We start from the raw sequence: 16,478 nt of genomic DNA, 5'->3' as shown, positions 1-16,478 counted from the left end.
TGGGAAATAAAAAAGGTAAAATAATCAGATGCAGGGACATAGGAGGGACTTAGATGTCTATATATCATATGAAGGTACGAACCATAACAGGAAAAGACATGACACTTCAGCCTTTTGCCGGGAAGGTATTGATGATCGTGAATACAGCAAGTAAATGCGGGTTTACTCCTCAACTAAAGCAGCTTCAGGAGTTATATGATACATATCAGCAGGAGGGCTTGGAGATTCTAGGGTTTCCTTGCAATCAATTTATGAACCAAGAGCCTGGCGACGAGACAGACATACAAAATTTTTGTGAAACAAATTACGGGGTTACGTTTCCTTTGTTCTCAAAAGTGGAAGTGAATGGAAAAAACGCCCACCCGCTGTTTGTGTATTTAACAGAGCATGCGAAAGGGATGCTGGGAACTAAGGCAATCAAGTGGAATTTCACGAAGTTTATAGTGGACAGAAACGGAGAAATCGCTGGCCGTTATTCTCCAAATACAAATCCGAAAGAGCTGGAAGACGCTATCGTGAAGCTGCTAGGGATATAAAGAGGGTGTTTTTGTGAAAAAGATAAAGCAAGCAGAGCAAATCAGGACATGGGTTCAATCAGTCCTAACAGGCGAAAGCTCTGGACATGATTGGCACCATGTATCAAGAGTTGCGGATCTTGCTGTATATATTGGAGAAAAGGAAAAAGCGGATTTGTTCATTGTTGAAACGGCGGCGCTCGTTCACGATGTAATTGATATTAAACTCCCTGACACGGTCAGGCTTTCAGTGAGCGAAGTATATGAACAGCTCGTTTTTTTCGGAGTTGGAAAAGAGGATGCCGACAGAGTGATTCACATTATCACAAGGATGTCCTTTCGAGACAGAGAAAAGCTGGCGGACGAGCCGCTCTCAATTGAAGGGAAAGCCGTACAGGACGCTGACAGACTTGATGCATTAGGTGCTGTCGGTATTGCGAGAACGTTTATGTTTGCGGGCGCAAAAGGGCACAGCCTTTATGGAGATGATAAAAGCGCGTACGCTCATTTTTTTCATAAACTGCTGCGGCTGAAAGATATGATGAATACAGACACCGCACGGGAACTTGCGGAAGAAAGACATGATTTTATGCTTCAGTTTGTCCGTCAATTAGAAAAAGACGTACCAGGTATTGAAGCCAAAACGTCGTAATAGAAGGCTTGGAGCGACTATGATAGAATAATTCACAGATATGCTATAGGAGGACGATCATGAAGATAAAATCAATTGAACCTACGCCAAGCCCGAATACAATGAAGGTCATCTTAACGGAGGAGCTTCCGGCGGGGAAAAGCAATAACTATAAACCGGATCAAGCAGAAGGCGCACCGCCTGTTATAGCGGAGATCCTTAATATAGAAGGAGTCAAAGGGGTATATCACGTCGCTGATTTTCTCGCTGTTGAACGGAACGCAAGATACGACTGGAAAGACATCTTACCGCAAGTCCGCACTTCGTTTGGAATGGAAAGTGCAGAAAGCGCGGAACAAAACCGCTCTGACCAAGAGTCTTTTGGAGAAGTGAAAGTATTTGTACAGATGTTCAGCGGCATTCCAATGCAGGTCAAATTGACGGATGGGGAACGGGAAGAGCGCTTCGGCTTGCCTGAACGCTTTCAGCAGGCAATCTTAAAACTCAGATCTGAAGCTTCAAATGTTGTATTTGAGCGGGTCTGGAAAGAACAGGGCGTCCGATTCGGCGATTTTAATGAAATCGGTCATGACGTGACAGAAGAGCTTCAGGCTGCATATAGTGATGAACGGCTGAAACGGCTGACAGAAGCAGCCGCTCAAGGAACGGGCGAAGCAAAACAATTTGTACAGCGCAAAGCGTATAAAGTAACGCTCGACATGATGGATGATGAGGACTGGAAAAAGCGTTATGCACATCTGGAGCAGATGGATCCGAAAGAGGAGGATATCCCGGTTTTACAGAAGGCATTGGATGATCCGAAGGTGTCTATCAGAAGACAAGCTGTTGTGTACTTAGGAATGATTGAAACACCTGATGTTCTGCCTCTATTGTATAAAGCGCTTGAGGACAAATCTGTCTCAGTCAGAAGAACGGCCGGAGACTGCCTGTCGGATATCGGTGACCCTCAAGCCATTCCTGTTATGATCAAATCGTTAAGCGACTCGAGCAAGCTTGTTCGCTGGCGTGCGGCTATGTTCCTGTATGAAGTCGGCGATGAAAGTGCAATTGGAGCTTTGCGCGCTACCGAAGACGATCCCGAATTCGAGGTCAGCCTTCAAGTGAAAATGGCGCTTGAACGGATTGAGCATGGAGAAGAAGCAAAAGGTTCGGTTTGGAAACAAATGACAGAAAGCAGAAAAAAAGGTGAATGAAAGAATGAAAAAGGTGCAGATCAGGCACCTTTTTTATGTGAATTCACTTTTTATAAAAATTATTGCGAATATTGTTGAAAAATATCCGAAAACTATTTATAGTAAGTAACAATATTAATAGTTGGAGGGTTCACATCGACAGAAAGCTATATAAATATAAAAACATGCAGGAAACAATCAAGGAAAGGGCAGCCGGATTGTCATCTATTCACAAAAACAGCCCGAAAATAAACTGAAAATTGTTAAAATAAAATCCAATCTAACAATTAAAAGTATTTAGGAGGATCACCATGGCAGAATTACGCAGTAACATGATCACACAAGGAATCGATAGAGCTCCGCACCGCAGTTTGCTTCGCGCAGCAGGTGTAAAAGAAGAGGATTTTGGCAAACCGTTTATCGCGGTTTGTAATTCATACATTGATATCGTTCCCGGTCATGTTCACTTGCAAGAGTTTGGGAAAATCGTAAAAGAAGCAATCAGAGAAGCAGGGGGCGTACCGTTTGAATTTAATACCATCGGAGTAGATGACGGAATCGCGATGGGGCATATCGGTATGAGATATTCGCTGCCGAGCCGTGAAATCATCGCGGACTCTGTTGAAACTGTTGTATCTGCGCACTGGTTTGACGGAATGGTCTGTATTCCGAACTGTGACAAAATCACGCCGGGAATGCTTATGGCGGCAATGCGCGTCAACATTCCGACCATTTTTGTCAGCGGCGGACCGATGGCGGCAGGAAGAACAAGTGACGGGCGGAAAATCTCCCTTTCCTCTGTATTTGAAGGGGTAGGCGCTTATCAAGCCGGAAAAATCAACGAAAGCGAGCTTCAAGAATTAGAGCAGTTCGGATGCCCGACGTGCGGATCTTGCTCCGGCATGTTTACGGCGAACTCAATGAACTGTCTGTCAGAAGCACTTGGTCTTGCTTTGCCGGGGAACGGAACCATTCTCGCGACATCACCGGAACGAAGAGAGTTTGTCAGAAAATCGGCTGCTCAATTAATGGAAACCATCCGCAAAGATATCAAACCGCGTGATATCGTGACAGTAAAAGCGATTGATAACGCGTTTGCACTCGATATGGCGCTCGGCGGTTCAACAAATACCGTTCTCCATACGCTTGCCCTTGCAAACGAAGCTGGCGTTGAATACTCTTTAGAACGCATTAACGAAGTTGCTGAGCGTGTGCCGCACTTGGCCAAGCTGGCGCCCGCATCAGATGTGTATATTGAAGATCTCCATGAAGCGGGCGGTGTGTCAGCTGCGCTGAATGAGCTTTCCAAGAAAGAAGGAGCGCTTCATTTAGATGCGCTGACTGTTACAGGAAAAACACTTGGAGAAACCATTGCCGGACATGAAGTAAAGGATTATGACGTCATTCATCCGCTGGAGAAACCATTCACTGAAAAGGGCGGCCTTGCCGTTTTATTCGGCAATTTGGCTCCAGACGGCGCTATCATTAAAACAGGCGGTGTACAGAACGGAATTACGAGACACGAAGGACCGGCTGTCGTATTTGATTCTCAGGATGAGGCGCTTGACGGCATTATCAACCGGAAAGTAAAAGAAGGCGATGTCGTCATCATTCGATACGAAGGGCCAAAAGGCGGACCAGGCATGCCGGAAATGCTTGCGCCTACATCTCAAATTGTAGGAATGGGACTAGGACCAAAAGTAGCATTGATTACGGACGGGCGTTTTTCCGGAGCATCTCGGGGACTCTCAATCGGTCACGTATCACCAGAGGCCGCAGAGGGAGGACCGCTAGCCTTTGTTGAAAACGGAGACCACATCATCGTAGATATTGAAAAACGCATCTTGGATGTACAAGTGCCGGAGGAAGAATGGGAAAAACGGAAAGCGAACTGGAAAGGATTTGAACCAAAAGTGAAAACCGGCTATTTGGCACGTTATTCTAAACTTGTGACAAGCGCCAACACCGGCGGGATCATGAAAATTTAGGCAGCGGGAATTACTTTCTCCTAATGTAAGTTGTGAACATTTGAAATCCGGCCCTCTCTATAGTATCCTTTACTTCAGAAGAAGGATACTAGAGGGGGCTTTTTTTATGTCAATGGCTTATGAAGAATATATGCGCCAGCTTGTCGTACCGATGCGCCGCGAGCTGACCGGAGCTGGTTTTGAAGAATTAACAACAGCGGAAGAAGTAGAAAACTTTATGGAAAATGCTGAGGGAACAACTCTTGTAGTCGTAAACTCTGTGTGCGGCTGCGCGGCAGGTCTTGCGCGTCCTGCGGCAACACAGGCAGTCCTTCAGAATGACAAAACACCTGACAATACGGTGACTGTATTTGCTGGCCAAGATAAAGATGCCACAGCAAAAATGCGTGAGTATTTTACTGGGCAGGAGCCTTCTTCACCGTCGATGGCTCTTTTAAAAGGCAAAGAAGTTGTACATTTTATTCCGCGTCATGAAATTGAAGGACACGATATGGAAGAAATTATGAAAAACCTGACTGCTGCCCTCGATGCGCACTGCTAAATGCCCGTTTTCCGGGCATTTTCTTTTTGGGAGAATAGAAGATGATAACAACAAGCTATAGACCGTCCGAACACACCATAAAAACCGCAAAGCGGCTTTCTAAAGAGCTGAATATGCCATATTGCAGCCGAAATAAACAAACGGTTGAACATCTGCTGAAGTCAGCTGAACGTGATTTGCTTGTGGTCGGAAAAGAGCGGTTTGAACTTTATACGAAACAAGGAGCCAAATTCTTTTTTCACCCGAATACAGCGATGTTCAGAGCCAAACGCTTCATTCGGGGCGAGCAGGAACCGATGCTTCGGGCAGCTGGTTTATCGGAAGGAGACACGTTTTTAGATTGCACACTCGGGCTGGGTTCTGATGCCATTATCGCAAGTATGGCAGTAGGCGAAACGGGTTCTGTCATTGGGATTGAACAGAACCATCTTGTGTCCGTTTTGGTGAGGACGGGACTTCATTCATGGGAAACGGACATAGCTGAGCTTCAAGCTGCAATGAGAAGAATCCAAGTGAAGCATGGGGATTGTTTTGAATACATTAGGCAGCTTCCTGACGACTCTGTTGATGTGGTTTATTTCGATCCAATGTTTCATGAGCCTGTAGAGACGTCTGATGGTATCGCGCCTTTACGGGATTTGGCAGAGGATTCAGTTTTGCATGAAGGGTATATCAAAGAAGCGGTGCGTGCCGCCAGAAAATGCGTGGTGTTAAAAGATCACTGGAAAAGTCCGCGATTTGAACAATTTGGTTTTCACGTTATGAAAAGAAAAACCGCACTGTTTCATTACGGCGTCATTCAAGCCGCAAACAAAACAAGCCCGTGATATTATGATATCACGGGCTTTCTGTTAATCGGTGACTTCCATGACGACAAAGTATAACAATGTTAAGAGTGAAACTGTGGCAAACAAGGCGTCAATCATGCGGAAAGCCTCCTTTCAGAGAATATTGTAAGCGTTTTTACAAAAAACGCAAAGCAACGAATCTCCTAATTTGCATATCAAAGTCATATAGTACATGACTTGCATGTTTCAGGTGTGCTAAAATAAAAGAAAGATGACAATAAAATAGAGAGGATTAAGCAGTCATGAAATTGTGGATGAGAAAGACCCTTGTGGTTTTATTTACCATCGTAACGTTCGGGCTCGTATCTCCTCCGGCTGCTCTTATGGCGGACAAGCCCTCCGGACAGCCGAGCAGTGTTGAGCAGAATGAATACACCGCTTTTTATGATGAGCATGACCTGTACGATGATTATGAGTCGGAAAACAGGCGGGACCCTGAGCTGCTGTTTCAATCGTACAAGGAACAGCTTATTGACAGTGCCGAGGATCAGTCCTTTTTGAAATTCGGTAGCAAAATCTCTCCGGTCATTGAGGATGACTACCGGAAAGAGATCCTCCCGAAAATTGAAAATGTGATTAGTGATTATTTAGCGACATTGCAAGATGATGAGGCGTATCAAGATGTGGTGATCTCAAGCACGCCTTCAGCTGGAAAAACGGAAAAGATTTTCAACGTATACAATCGGGCGACTGGAGAGGACCTCCTTAGATTCCATGTGCGGAGAGACCATCCGCCTCATGACGGCTACTGGTTTAATTTTCACTATCATACAGCAGAAGATGGATTTCAATCACATCATGAGCTTGGGAGCATTTACTGGGACCGCAACACGCCTCCCAACTGGATGAGTGCCTAAAGGAGATGCCATTAGACATGAAAAAGTACACAATGAATGAAATGGTCGATATAACAAAAGATATGCTGAACAAACGGGGCGTTATGATAGAAGATATTGCACATATTGTTCAAAAACTTCAGGAAAAATACAATCCCAACCTGCCGCTCAGTGTTTGCATGGAGAATGTGGAAAAAGTCCTGAATAAACGTGAAATTATTCATGCTGTTTTGACAGGCCTTGCGCTCGATCAGCTTGCTGAACAGAAACTTCTCCCTGAACCGCTGCAGCATCTTGTTGAAACGGATGAACCGCTTTACGGCATAGATGAAATTATCCCGCTTTCAATCGTTAATGTGTACGGGTCGATCGGTTTAACCAATTTCGGTTATTTGGATAAAGAGAAGATTGGAATTATTAAGGAACTTGATGAAAGTCCAGACGGTATTCACACTTTTTTGGATGACATTGTGGCAGCTCTTGCTGCAGCAGCGGCGAGCAGAATTGCTCATACACATCAGGATCTGCAAGATGAGGAAAAAGAACAGGGTGAAAAACCTGTCGTCAGCTAACGATAAAAAAATCATTTCTGAGTTCAGAAATGATTTTTTATTGTGTTACACTACTAGAAGACTACTTTTAAAGGATGAAAAAAATGAAACAGTATCAGGATTTATGCAGGTATGTTTTAGAGCATGGTGAGAAAAAGGGAGACCGGACAGGGACTGGAACAATCAGCACTTTCGGATATCAAATGCGATTTAATTTACAAGAGGGCTTTCCGATGCTCACCACTAAAAAACTCCACTTTAAATCGATTGCGCATGAACTGCTGTGGTTCTTAAAAGGAGATACGAATGTACGTTATCTGCAGGACAACGGAGTGCGGATCTGGAATGAGTGGGCTGATGAAAATGGTGAACTTGGACCTGTATACGGTTCACAATGGCGGTCTTGGCGGGGGGCTGACGGCGAAACTGTTGATCAAATTTCCCGTCTTATTGAAGAGATTAAGACAAATCCGAATTCCAGACGCTTAATCGTCAGCGCTTGGAATGTTGGTGAAATTGATAAAATGGCATTGCCGCCGTGCCATTGCCTGTTCCAATTCTACGTGTCTGACGGCAAGCTGTCCTGTCAGCTATATCAGCGCTCAGCCGACGTTTTCTTAGGTGTGCCGTTTAATATTGCTTCTTATGCCCTTTTAACTATGATGATTGCTCATGTGACTGGGCTAGAACCGGGCGAGTTCATCCATACATTTGGTGATGTCCATATCTATCAAAATCATATTGAACAAGTCAATTTGCAGCTGGCAAGAGACGTTCGATCGCTTCCAAAGCTTCGTTTCGCCAGAGAGGTTGATTCTATTTTCAACTTTGCATATGAGGACTTTATCATTGAGGATTATGATCCGCATCCTCATATAAAAGGGGCTGTCAGCGTATGATTTCATTCATTTTTGCAATGGATGCCAACAGGCTTATCGGCAAAGACAATGATTTGCCGTGGCATTTACCCAATGATCTGGCATACTTTAAGAAAGTAACATCGGGTCACTCAATCATTATGGGCCGGAAAACATTTGAATCGATCGGACGTCCGCTTCCAAATCGGAAAAATATTGTCGTTACATCTGCGCCTGCTTCAGAATTTCCGGGGTGCACGGTTGTCAGTTCATTGAAGGATGTACTGGACATTTGTACAGGCTCTGAAGAATGCTTTGTAATCGGAGGGGCTCAGCTCTATACAGCACTGTTCCCTTATGCAGACAGATTGTATATGACGAAAATTCATCACGAGTTTGAGGGTGACCGTCACTTCCCCGATTTTGATGAAACCAATTGGAAGCTGGTTTCTTCTGAGCAGGGGATCAAGGACGAAAAAAACCCGTACGATTACGAATTTTTAACGTATGAAAAAAAGAATTCTTCTGAAGCGGGAGGATTTTAATTGGTTCGCTGCAGCTGGTTAGTGATTTATATTGTGTATATGCTGTTAAAAAATATAAAACAATTATTTAATCAAAGGATGCTTGACCCTCGTCTGTCATACAAAAAGCAGATGACTCTTGTCTACGAGCAGCCAAAGGCGTTTTTGGAGGGCTGTATCGGCATCACCGGCTCAGTTGTGACAATCCATCAGCCTGAGCCAATCCCCGAAGGTCCTGTTTTGTATGTGCATCCACGTTTGCGTTTAGCTGAACTGGCCTTAATTGCTGGATATATTGAGGAGCCGGCCGGATTTATTGCCAATCCAACATTATTTCGCTTGCCTTTTATCGGACAGTGGCTTAAACGGATGGATGTGATTGCAGGCGGCAGTTCAGAAAAGGTGTATGAAGATCTGACGAAACAGCTGGAAAAAGGGCAAAGTCTGATTCTTTCATTAGATGGTTGTATAGATCCTGTTGAACTTGCGGCACACTTCCACCTTCCATTGGTGATGGTGGAAACGAAAGGAACAGATGACATGCAAAAGGGGTCGTTTTTTAAACGTTTAACACCCGCGGATGTTGAATTGTCCTTTTCAAAAGCTTATATACCTGCAAATGAAAAACAATTGCGTGCATAAAAAAAGCGCAGTCTTTAAGACTGCGCTTTTCTGTTACGAAATGAACGGCACCTTCACACAATAAAACAGCACACAGAAAAACATTGCAGCGCTTCCGCCTAGTACAAAACTGTGCCAAATGGCGTGGTGGAAGGGGACCTTTTTCCAAATGTAAAAGATCGTTCCGACAGAGTATAAAATGCCGCCGAGAAAAAGAAGGCTGAATCCCGCTCCGCTCAGTGAAGCGTACAAAGGTTTAACCGCGATAATCATCAGCCACCCCATGATCAAATACACCAAGGTTGACAATAGGATAAAGCGTTTCACAAAGAAAATTTTAAAAACGATTCCCCCCAGGGCAAGAGACCATACGATAGCCAGCAGAGTGAAGCCGAGCGTGCCTTTCAGCGGTCCGAGCAAAAAAGGCGTATAGGTTCCTGCGATCAGAACGTAAATGGCGCTATGATCAATAATCTCCAAAATGTCCTTCGTCTTTTTATGTGTAATGCTGTGAAGCAGTGTGGAGCTCAAATATAACAGCAGCATAGAGATACCGAATATCGTAAAGCTGACGATGTCCCATGCGGACCCGTAATCGGTCGCAAAAATGACCAGAAACACTAATGCAGGTATAGATAGAAGCACACCGATACCGTGTGTAATTGCATTGGCGATTTCTTCTTTGATTGTAAACAAGTGAATTCTCCTTTCGATCGCTAGATCATTTGATTTTTGAGCGTTTCTAAAAAGTCCAAGCCCTCTAAAGTAATTTTAGTTCCGGCCCGTCCGCGGCTTTTGGTGACATAATCTTTCTTCTCCAAATAATCGAGGCGGCTTCTAACCTGCTGAGGAGTTAACGAAGTTTGGGTATTTTTACTGTGCTCAGAAATGATCCGTCTGCTGGCAGGTTCTCCTTTTTCGTTTAATGCTTTTATTGTTTCCAAAATAAACAAAAACTCGGCTTTTTCCATTAAAGTCAGCAGCTTCGCTTTTTTCTTCGATGTTTTTCCGTCTATTGCCCCCCTAATGTATGGAGGCAGGTCATAAGGATGGATCGTTCCTCCGCTTGATACTGCCGCCATATAATCTGCGGCGTTTTTTAATTCTCTGACATTGCCTTCAAAAGTGTGCTGTTCAAGCATTGGAAAGACGGTGGGCTCGATTAACAATTGCTGACCGGAATTTGTGAGAAAAAACTGAGTCAAAAGCGGTATATCGCTTTTTCGTTCAGATAATTCGGGCAGTGTGAGTGTTAAAATGTTCAGTCTGTAAAATAAGTCTTGCCTGAATGTATGATCCGTGCATTCATCTGTGGAAGCACAGATTATTCGCGGTTTCTCCATGACTGAATCAAGCGCTTTTAGAAGCTGAGCTTGTACAGAAGCCGGCATGTGCCATACTTCATCAAGAAAAAGGGTTCCTCGTGCCGTTTTCTGAAAAGCGCCGGAGTTTCCATTTGAGCCAAAAAGCTCTTGCATAAGGCTTTCTTCCGAATGGGTGCTGCAATTGACGCTGATAAATGGTTCGCTGCTTCTTGATGATCCCAGATGTATTGCTTGTGCGAAGTGATCTTTTCCTGTTCCAATTTTTCCTGTTATGAGGACAGGGAGCTCCGATAATGAGAACTGCTTGGCGATTCGTTTCGCTTCCAGAAAAGTTTGATGTTCTCCGATTAGATGTTGAAATGTGTTAAGTATTGGTGCGGCAATCATTAATTGGCTCCTTTTGGTTCTAATTGGTTTTATTATATCATGTCTTTTGGTTAAAAACATCTTATATTTGTGATCAATTTTTTTCTTAGGTTTGCAGAATGCCGCTGATTCAGATGTTTCAACAAGGTGCGCTAAACGTCGTCTGTATTTTTTTAATAATTAAATAAAATAATTGTCTTATTTTTTGAATATTCATGTTATAATGGCATATTAAATAGGGATTTAAAACAAGAAAGGAATCTGTACATGAAACCGTTGCTTAAAGAAAACTCTCTCATCCAAGTGAAAGACATTTTGAAGGCTCATCAAAACGTGAAGGATGTTGTCATTCACACACCTTTGCAAAGGAATGACAGACTTTCTGAGAGATATGAATGCAATATCTATTTGAAACGTGAAGACTTGCAAGTTGTCAGATCTTTTAAGCTCAGAGGGGCTTATCATAAAATCAAACAGCTTTCCAGCGAGCAGACAAAGAACGGAGTTGTGTGTGCGAGTGCCGGAAACCACGCCCAAGGCGTGGCATTCTCGTGTAAACACCTTGGCATTCACGGGAAGATTTTCATGCCGTCTACAACACCGAGACAAAAAGTATCTCAAGTTGAACTATTCGGAAAAGGGTATATCGATATTATTTTGACAGGGGATACGTTTGACGACGCGTATAAAAGTGCTGTTGAATGCTGTGAGGCGGAATCTCGGACATTTATCCATCCGTTCGATGATCCGGATGTGATGGCCGGTCAGGGAACGCTGGCGGTCGAGATTTTAAACGATATTGATACAGAGCCGCATTTTCTTTTTGCAAGTGTCGGGGGAGGCGGTCTTCTTTCAGGAGCAGGCACATATTTAAAAAATGTGTCACCTGATACAAAGGTAATTGCTGTGGAGCCGAAGGGAGCGGCATCCTATTTTGAATCAAACAAAGCCGGGCATGTCATCACACTTGATAAAATTGATAAGTTTGTAGATGGAGCAGCTGTTAAAAAAATTGGAGAGAAAACGTTCCGGACACTGGAAACCGTCGTCGATGACATTCTCCTTGTGCCTGAAGGGAAAGTATGTACATCCATTCTTGAATTATATAACGAATGTGCGATTGTTGCGGAACCGGCTGGAGCTCTTTCTGTCGCAGCGCTTGATTTGTACAAGGATGAAATTAAAGGCAAAAATGTGGTGTGTGTGGTCAGCGGGGGCAATAACGATATCGGAAGAATGCAGGAAATGAAGGAGCGGTCCTTGATTTTTGAAGGACTTCAGCATTATTTTATCGTCAATTTTCCGCAAAGAGCGGGGGCGCTCCGCGAATTTCTTGACGAAGTCCTCGGGCCTAATGATGACATTACAAGATTTGAATATACGAAGAAAAATAATAAAAGCAACGGACCTGCTCTTGTCGGCATCGAGCTGCAGAATAAGGCCGACTATGGTCCGCTGATTGAACGGATGAACAGAAAACCGTTTCATTATGTAGAGGTGAATAAGGATGAGGACTTGTTCCATTTGCTGATCTAATTTTTTGACACAACCGCGTAAAATGACAGACAGCCCGGCTGGCATTGTATATAATAGAAGAAAAACAAAAAAGAGGATTGATAGCTTGTTACTCAAAAGCCTAGAGTTCAAACGCAGTGACGGGATTCAGGTGAAAGTGACAGAAATACCTGTATTAAAGGAAGATGAGCACTATTTCTTTATGTTACATCACCATTTGCAATTCTACTTAAAAGAAGTGTTTTCATCAAACAGCAGGGCAAAAGTATATTCATTCCGACAATATATGAAGCGCCGGATGAAATGGGCAGATTATCAGGCTGTTTTTCATCAAGAGGTGCTAAAGCACAACGCGTAATTGCCGTTAATACCTGTGTGTCCCCCTATTGTAACCGTTGATTGGGAGGCATGCAGGATTTTTTTTGCCCGGTATCGAATATAAACATGGGGCGCAGCAGGTAAGGGTGGTTTCAGAAAGCGTTTTTATGCTGGCGGGAAAGGGTGAATGTCATGAAGGTGATCAAGGGTTTAACGGCAGGGCTGTTTTTTCTGCTTTTGTGTGCCTGTGGAGGACAGCAGATTAAAGATCCGCTCAATTACGAGGTGGAGCCTTTTACATTTCAGAACCAAGACGGCAAGACCGTTTCGTTAGAAAGTTTAAAAGGAGAAGTATGGCTGGCGGATTTTATCTTTACCAATTGTGAAACTGTGTGTCCGCCGATGACTGCTCATATGACCGAGCTGCAAAAAAAGCTGAAAGCTGAGAATATAGATGTCCGTATCGTTTCGTTTAGCGTTGATCCAGAAAACGATAAGCCGAAACAGCTGAAGAAATTTGCTGCAAACTATCCATTATCTTTTGATAACTGGGATTTCCTCACGGGATACAGCCAGAGGGAGATTGAGGAGTTCGCGCTAAAGAGTTTTAAAGCGATTGTGAAAAAAACGGAGGGCGAGGACCAAGTCATTCATTATTCTACTTTTTATTTAGTAAGCCCGGACGGCAAGGTGCTGAAAGATTATAATGGAGTGGAAAATACACCCTACGATGACATTATTGCCGATGTGAAATCAGCCAGTGCCTTCAAGTAAGCTGGCAGACTAGGCATTTTCAAATCTTCTAAAACATGATACACTTTCCACTAGTAGAATGGGAAGGAGCAACAAGATTGAAGCTGCGCATTTTTTCACTCATGGCCAGTATGATTTTGCTTCTTACTGCATGTACAAGCGTACGTACAGCATCTGAGGGAAAACAAAAAGCACATGAACCGAAAACGAAAGAGCACATTATCATTGCGGCTGTCGGAGATTCGCTGACAGAAGGTGTCGGAGATCCCGAAGGAAAGGGATATGTCGGCATGGTGGCGGATTCTATCCGGTCAGATAGACAAGTCAAAACGGTAGACGTAAAAAATTATGCCGTCAAAGGGAACCGTTCGGATGATTTATTAGAGAAGCTAAAAGATAAAAAGGTTCAAAAAGGCATAAAGGACGCAGATTATGTCTTTTTTACCATTGGCGGTAATGATTTAATGAAAGTTCTTCGCCAAAACTTTCTGCAATTAACCGTTGAACCGTTTCAGGAAGCGGAAAAGCCGTACGAAAAGCGTTTTGAAAAAATTATTTCTGACATTCGGAGGCTGAATGATCACGCTGAGCTTATTTATGTCAGCATGTATAATCCGTTTACGTTTACGTTATCTGAATTAAATGAAATAAACGGAGTCGTCACTGATTGGAACCATATTGCTGAAAAAGAACTCAAAAAAGATAAACAGGCAAAAATCATTCATATCGAAGACCTGTTCAATAAAAAAAGTGACAGCGGCCGAATTTCCGAAGAAGATGATTTTCATCCTAATGGTACGGGTTATTCCCTTATTGCAAAGCGTGTCTATCAAGCCATTAAAAAAGAAGGATTACCGAAAGAGTAGGGTGACATCATGAATAAGTGGAAACAACTGTTTTTTATATTGCTTGCAATCAATTTGATCCTTGCCGTTGGGGTTATGGCACTTGTTATGCTGCCGGGTAAACAAGCTCAGGTGAAGGATTCAACTGATAGCGAGTATGGATTTCAAGTGACAAGCACAAAAGAATCATTAGCAGCGTTTGTCAACTCATATTTAAACGACAAAGCATCAAACAAGCTTGATTATAAAGTAGAGATTGATGACGATGTTCATGTCGCAGGGAAAATCAAGGCATTTTCCACGTCCATTGATGCGTTTATCGCTTTTGAACCGACTGTGAAAAAAAATGGTGATGTGGAGCTGAATGTTACTCAATTTTCGTTAGGAAAATTGAGTATACCGATTAGCTTTGTGTTAAATTATATGGACAGTTTTTACGAACTGCCGTCATTTGTCCACGTTCATCCCGGCGATAAGAGCATTGAAGTGCGTCTGTCAGAAATGCCTTTAACGAATGGAATGTATGTCAAAGCGGATAAAATAAATTTGGAAAAAGATGAAATTGAGTTTTCCTATTACCATCCTAAACACTAGAGGTGACTGAAAATGAGACGGATTTACCAGTATTTCAGTTTATTGTCCTTTACATTTTCCCTGTATTTCGGCTGGCTTGCTTATCATCATCTGGCCGCTGAAGATATGGATCAAATGTACTTGAACATTTCCTATTGTGCCTTGTTCCTAAGTGTGATGGTGCTTACATTCGGTATGAGAGACCGGAAAAAAACCGATAAATCATGAAAAAAGAGACATGAAACACCGTCTCTTTTTTCATGCGGTCTGACGAAAATTTGAGAACATAAGGAGAAATAATGAAAGCATACGATTTTACACAGGGAAACGTGCTGAAACAGCTTGTGCTGTTTTCAACGCCGATTATGCTCGGAAACGCTTTGCAGGTTTCCTTTCAATTGATAGACAGTATGTGGATCGGCAATTTACTGGGGGCAAAGGCCCTTGGGGCAGCGGCGGTATCAAGTACGATTGTATTAACCGTGCTGTCTTTCATTTTGGGCCTTAACAATGCGACGTTAACGATTTTGTCACAGCAAAAGGGAAAAGATGATGAAAAAGGAATGGCGTCTTATATTAACGCTTTTGTTGTTTTATTAACGGGCCTAAGCATCGGTTTCGGCACGGCTGGTTTTTTTCTGTCAGAGCTTTTGCTCCGCCTTCTAAAAACGCCGGAGTCTATGATCCCGCTTGCTGAGTCTTATTTACAGATTCAATTTATCGGCATATTGTTTTTGTTTGGTTATAACTTTATCAGCACTGTGCTTCGGGCGCTTGGCGACAGCAGGACACCGCTTCGGTTTATAGCCTTTGCCGTTGTGCTGAACACAGTGCTGGCGCCGCTCTTTATTTCTGTGTTCCGCATGGGAATAGCGGGAGCTGCTTATTCGACGATTTTGTCACAGGGCATTGCGTTTCTGTATGGATTGTTTTATGTCATCAAACACAAGCTTGTGCCGTTCTCTATCCCCCGGCTGCCTAAATGGGAGGAATCTGCGCTGATTTTGAAACTCGGAATTCCGGCCGGTCTGCAGATGATGGTGATTACGGGCGGAATGATGGCAATTATGAGTGTTGTCAACTCATACGGGGAACACGTGGTGTCAGGGTTCGGCGCGGTGCAGCGGCTCGACAGCATCATCACGCTTCCCGCTATGGCTGTCGGCACGGCAGTCAACAGTATGGCGGGGCAAAATATCGGAATGGGAAATGAGAAAAGAGTGGGAAAGATTGCGAGACTGGGTGTGATGGCTGTTATTTCTTGCATGCTGGTCATTGCAGTGATGATTTGGGTATTTGGTAAATACCTCATGAGGTTATTTATCAGCGAGCCTGATGCTGTTGCATTTGGGGAACAATATTTACGGTGGATCGCTTTTTTCTATCCTTTTATCGGAATTAATTTCGTGCTGAACGGAATCGTCAGAGCGGCGGGGGCGATGCTGCAGGTGCTCGTTTTAAACTTGATATCGTTTTGGGTTTTGAGATATCCTTTCACTGCTCTATTTTCGGCTTGGCTTGGACAGAAAGGAATCGGTCTTGGGATCGGAATGAGTTTTTTATTAAGCAGCTGTGCGGCATTTTTGTATTACAGATACGGCCGCTGGAAAACAATGAAACTGTTTACTGAAAAATAAGTGAAGCGCTGCGAAAAGCACATACCCATATGAGCGGTATG

At 43.5% G+C, this 16,478-nt stretch carries 20 protein-coding genes; 18 read left to right on the top strand and 2 right to left on the bottom strand.

Annotated elements, in window-relative coordinates:
- Positions 1–53: 53 nt before the first annotated feature.
- The 11 genes from G4P54_RS11530 (at position 54) to G4P54_RS11480 (ending at position 9,126) form a co-directional block, all read left to right on the top strand.
- Positions 54–536, top strand: coding sequence for a glutathione peroxidase (locus tag G4P54_RS11530; RefSeq protein ID WP_167872729.1), 483 nt, complete (start codon positions 54–56; stop codon positions 534–536).
- Between the two features lie 13 nt (positions 537–549).
- The gene (locus tag G4P54_RS11525; protein ID WP_024715316.1) at positions 550–1,167 is read left to right on the top strand and encodes an HD domain-containing protein; all 618 of its coding nucleotides are present in this window, start codon (positions 550–552) and stop codon (positions 1,165–1,167) included.
- Between the two features lie 59 nt (positions 1,168–1,226).
- Complete coding sequence (locus G4P54_RS11520) at positions 1,227–2,360, top strand: conserved virulence factor C family protein (RefSeq protein ID WP_167872728.1); 1,134 nt, start codon at positions 1,227–1,229, stop codon at positions 2,358–2,360.
- A gap of 290 nt (positions 2,361–2,650) precedes the next feature.
- The gene (gene ilvD, locus G4P54_RS11515) at positions 2,651–4,327 is read left to right on the top strand and encodes a dihydroxy-acid dehydratase (protein ID WP_167872727.1); all 1,677 of its coding nucleotides are present in this window, start codon (positions 2,651–2,653) and stop codon (positions 4,325–4,327) included.
- A gap of 106 nt (positions 4,328–4,433) precedes the next feature.
- Entirely contained in the window at positions 4,434–4,868 is a 435-nt protein-coding gene (gene brxA, locus G4P54_RS11510; protein ID WP_167872726.1) for a bacilliredoxin BrxA, read from the top strand.
- Positions 4,869–4,909: 41 nt separating this feature from the next.
- Positions 4,910–5,695 carry a class I SAM-dependent methyltransferase gene (locus G4P54_RS11505; RefSeq protein WP_024715320.1) on the top strand — a complete coding sequence of 262 codons (786 nt, stop codon included), beginning with the start codon at positions 4,910–4,912 and terminating at the stop codon, positions 5,693–5,695.
- 263 nt (positions 5,696–5,958) lie between these two features.
- A complete protein-coding gene (locus tag G4P54_RS11500; RefSeq protein ID WP_024715321.1) occupies positions 5,959–6,573 on the top strand; it encodes a YpjP family protein in 615 nt (204 codons plus the stop codon).
- 17 nt (positions 6,574–6,590) lie between these two features.
- Complete coding sequence (locus tag G4P54_RS11495; protein WP_024715322.1) at positions 6,591–7,124, top strand: phosphatidylglycerophosphatase A family protein; 534 nt, start codon at positions 6,591–6,593, stop codon at positions 7,122–7,124.
- An 83-nt stretch (positions 7,125–7,207) separates the two neighbouring features.
- Positions 7,208–8,002 carry a thymidylate synthase gene (locus tag G4P54_RS11490; protein WP_167872725.1) on the top strand — a complete coding sequence of 265 codons (795 nt, stop codon included), beginning with the start codon at positions 7,208–7,210 and terminating at the stop codon, positions 8,000–8,002.
- Positions 7,999–8,505: a dihydrofolate reductase DfrA gene (gene dfrA, locus G4P54_RS11485; RefSeq protein ID WP_024715324.1), complete on the top strand. Its 507-nt coding sequence runs from the start codon at positions 7,999–8,001 to the stop codon at positions 8,503–8,505. Before G4P54_RS11490 ends, dfrA begins: the two co-directional genes overlap by 4 nt.
- Positions 8,506–9,126 (top strand): lysophospholipid acyltransferase family protein, encoded by a 621-nt coding sequence (locus G4P54_RS11480; protein WP_167872724.1) that lies wholly within the window; start codon positions 8,506–8,508, stop codon positions 9,124–9,126. It abuts the gene before it with no gap.
- Positions 9,127–9,159: 33 nt separating this feature from the next.
- Here G4P54_RS11480 and trhA read toward each other — a convergent pair whose 3' ends face one another.
- Together trhA and G4P54_RS11470 are read right to left on the bottom strand one after the other, a co-directional pair.
- The gene (gene trhA, locus G4P54_RS11475) at positions 9,160–9,801 is read right to left on the bottom strand and encodes a PAQR family membrane homeostasis protein TrhA (protein ID WP_024715326.1); all 642 of its coding nucleotides are present in this window, start codon (positions 9,799–9,801) and stop codon (positions 9,160–9,162) included.
- 20 nt (positions 9,802–9,821) lie between these two features.
- Entirely contained in the window at positions 9,822–10,817 is a 996-nt protein-coding gene (locus tag G4P54_RS11470) for a sigma 54-interacting transcriptional regulator (RefSeq protein WP_167872723.1), read from the bottom strand.
- 246 nt (positions 10,818–11,063) lie between these two features.
- On the opposite strand from G4P54_RS11470, the gene ilvA reads away from it, so the two are divergent.
- The 7 genes from ilvA (at position 11,064) to G4P54_RS11435 (ending at position 16,437) form a co-directional block, all read left to right on the top strand.
- Positions 11,064–12,332, top strand: a complete 1,269-nt coding sequence (ilvA, locus tag G4P54_RS11465; RefSeq protein ID WP_167872722.1) for a threonine ammonia-lyase IlvA — start codon at positions 11,064–11,066, stop codon at positions 12,330–12,332.
- A gap of 85 nt (positions 12,333–12,417) precedes the next feature.
- Positions 12,418–12,669 carry a DUF2535 family protein gene (locus G4P54_RS11460; protein WP_024715329.1) on the top strand — a complete coding sequence of 84 codons (252 nt, stop codon included), beginning with the start codon at positions 12,418–12,420 and terminating at the stop codon, positions 12,667–12,669.
- Between the two features lie 152 nt (positions 12,670–12,821).
- On the top strand, positions 12,822–13,403 hold the full coding sequence (locus G4P54_RS11455) for an SCO family protein (RefSeq protein WP_167872721.1): 582 nt from the start codon (positions 12,822–12,824) through the stop codon (positions 13,401–13,403).
- A 77-nt stretch (positions 13,404–13,480) separates the two neighbouring features.
- Entirely contained in the window at positions 13,481–14,248 is a 768-nt protein-coding gene (locus G4P54_RS11450) for an SGNH/GDSL hydrolase family protein (protein ID WP_024715331.1), read from the top strand.
- A gap of 9 nt (positions 14,249–14,257) precedes the next feature.
- Complete coding sequence (locus G4P54_RS11445) at positions 14,258–14,821, top strand: YpmS family protein (RefSeq protein WP_024715332.1); 564 nt, start codon at positions 14,258–14,260, stop codon at positions 14,819–14,821.
- A gap of 12 nt (positions 14,822–14,833) precedes the next feature.
- Complete coding sequence (gene ypmT, locus G4P54_RS11440; RefSeq protein WP_024715333.1) at positions 14,834–15,028, top strand: protein YpmT; 195 nt, start codon at positions 14,834–14,836, stop codon at positions 15,026–15,028.
- A 71-nt stretch (positions 15,029–15,099) separates the two neighbouring features.
- Entirely contained in the window at positions 15,100–16,437 is a 1,338-nt protein-coding gene (locus tag G4P54_RS11435; RefSeq protein WP_167872720.1) for an MATE family efflux transporter, read from the top strand.
- Positions 16,438–16,478 lie beyond the last annotated feature (41 nt).

The organism is Bacillus tequilensis (assembly GCF_012225885.1).
Taxonomy (GTDB): Bacteria; Bacillota; Bacilli; order Bacillales; family Bacillaceae; genus Bacillus; species Bacillus tequilensis.
The sequence above is the reverse complement of the archived record's forward strand: the minus strand, read 5'-3'. Positions and strand labels throughout refer to the sequence as shown.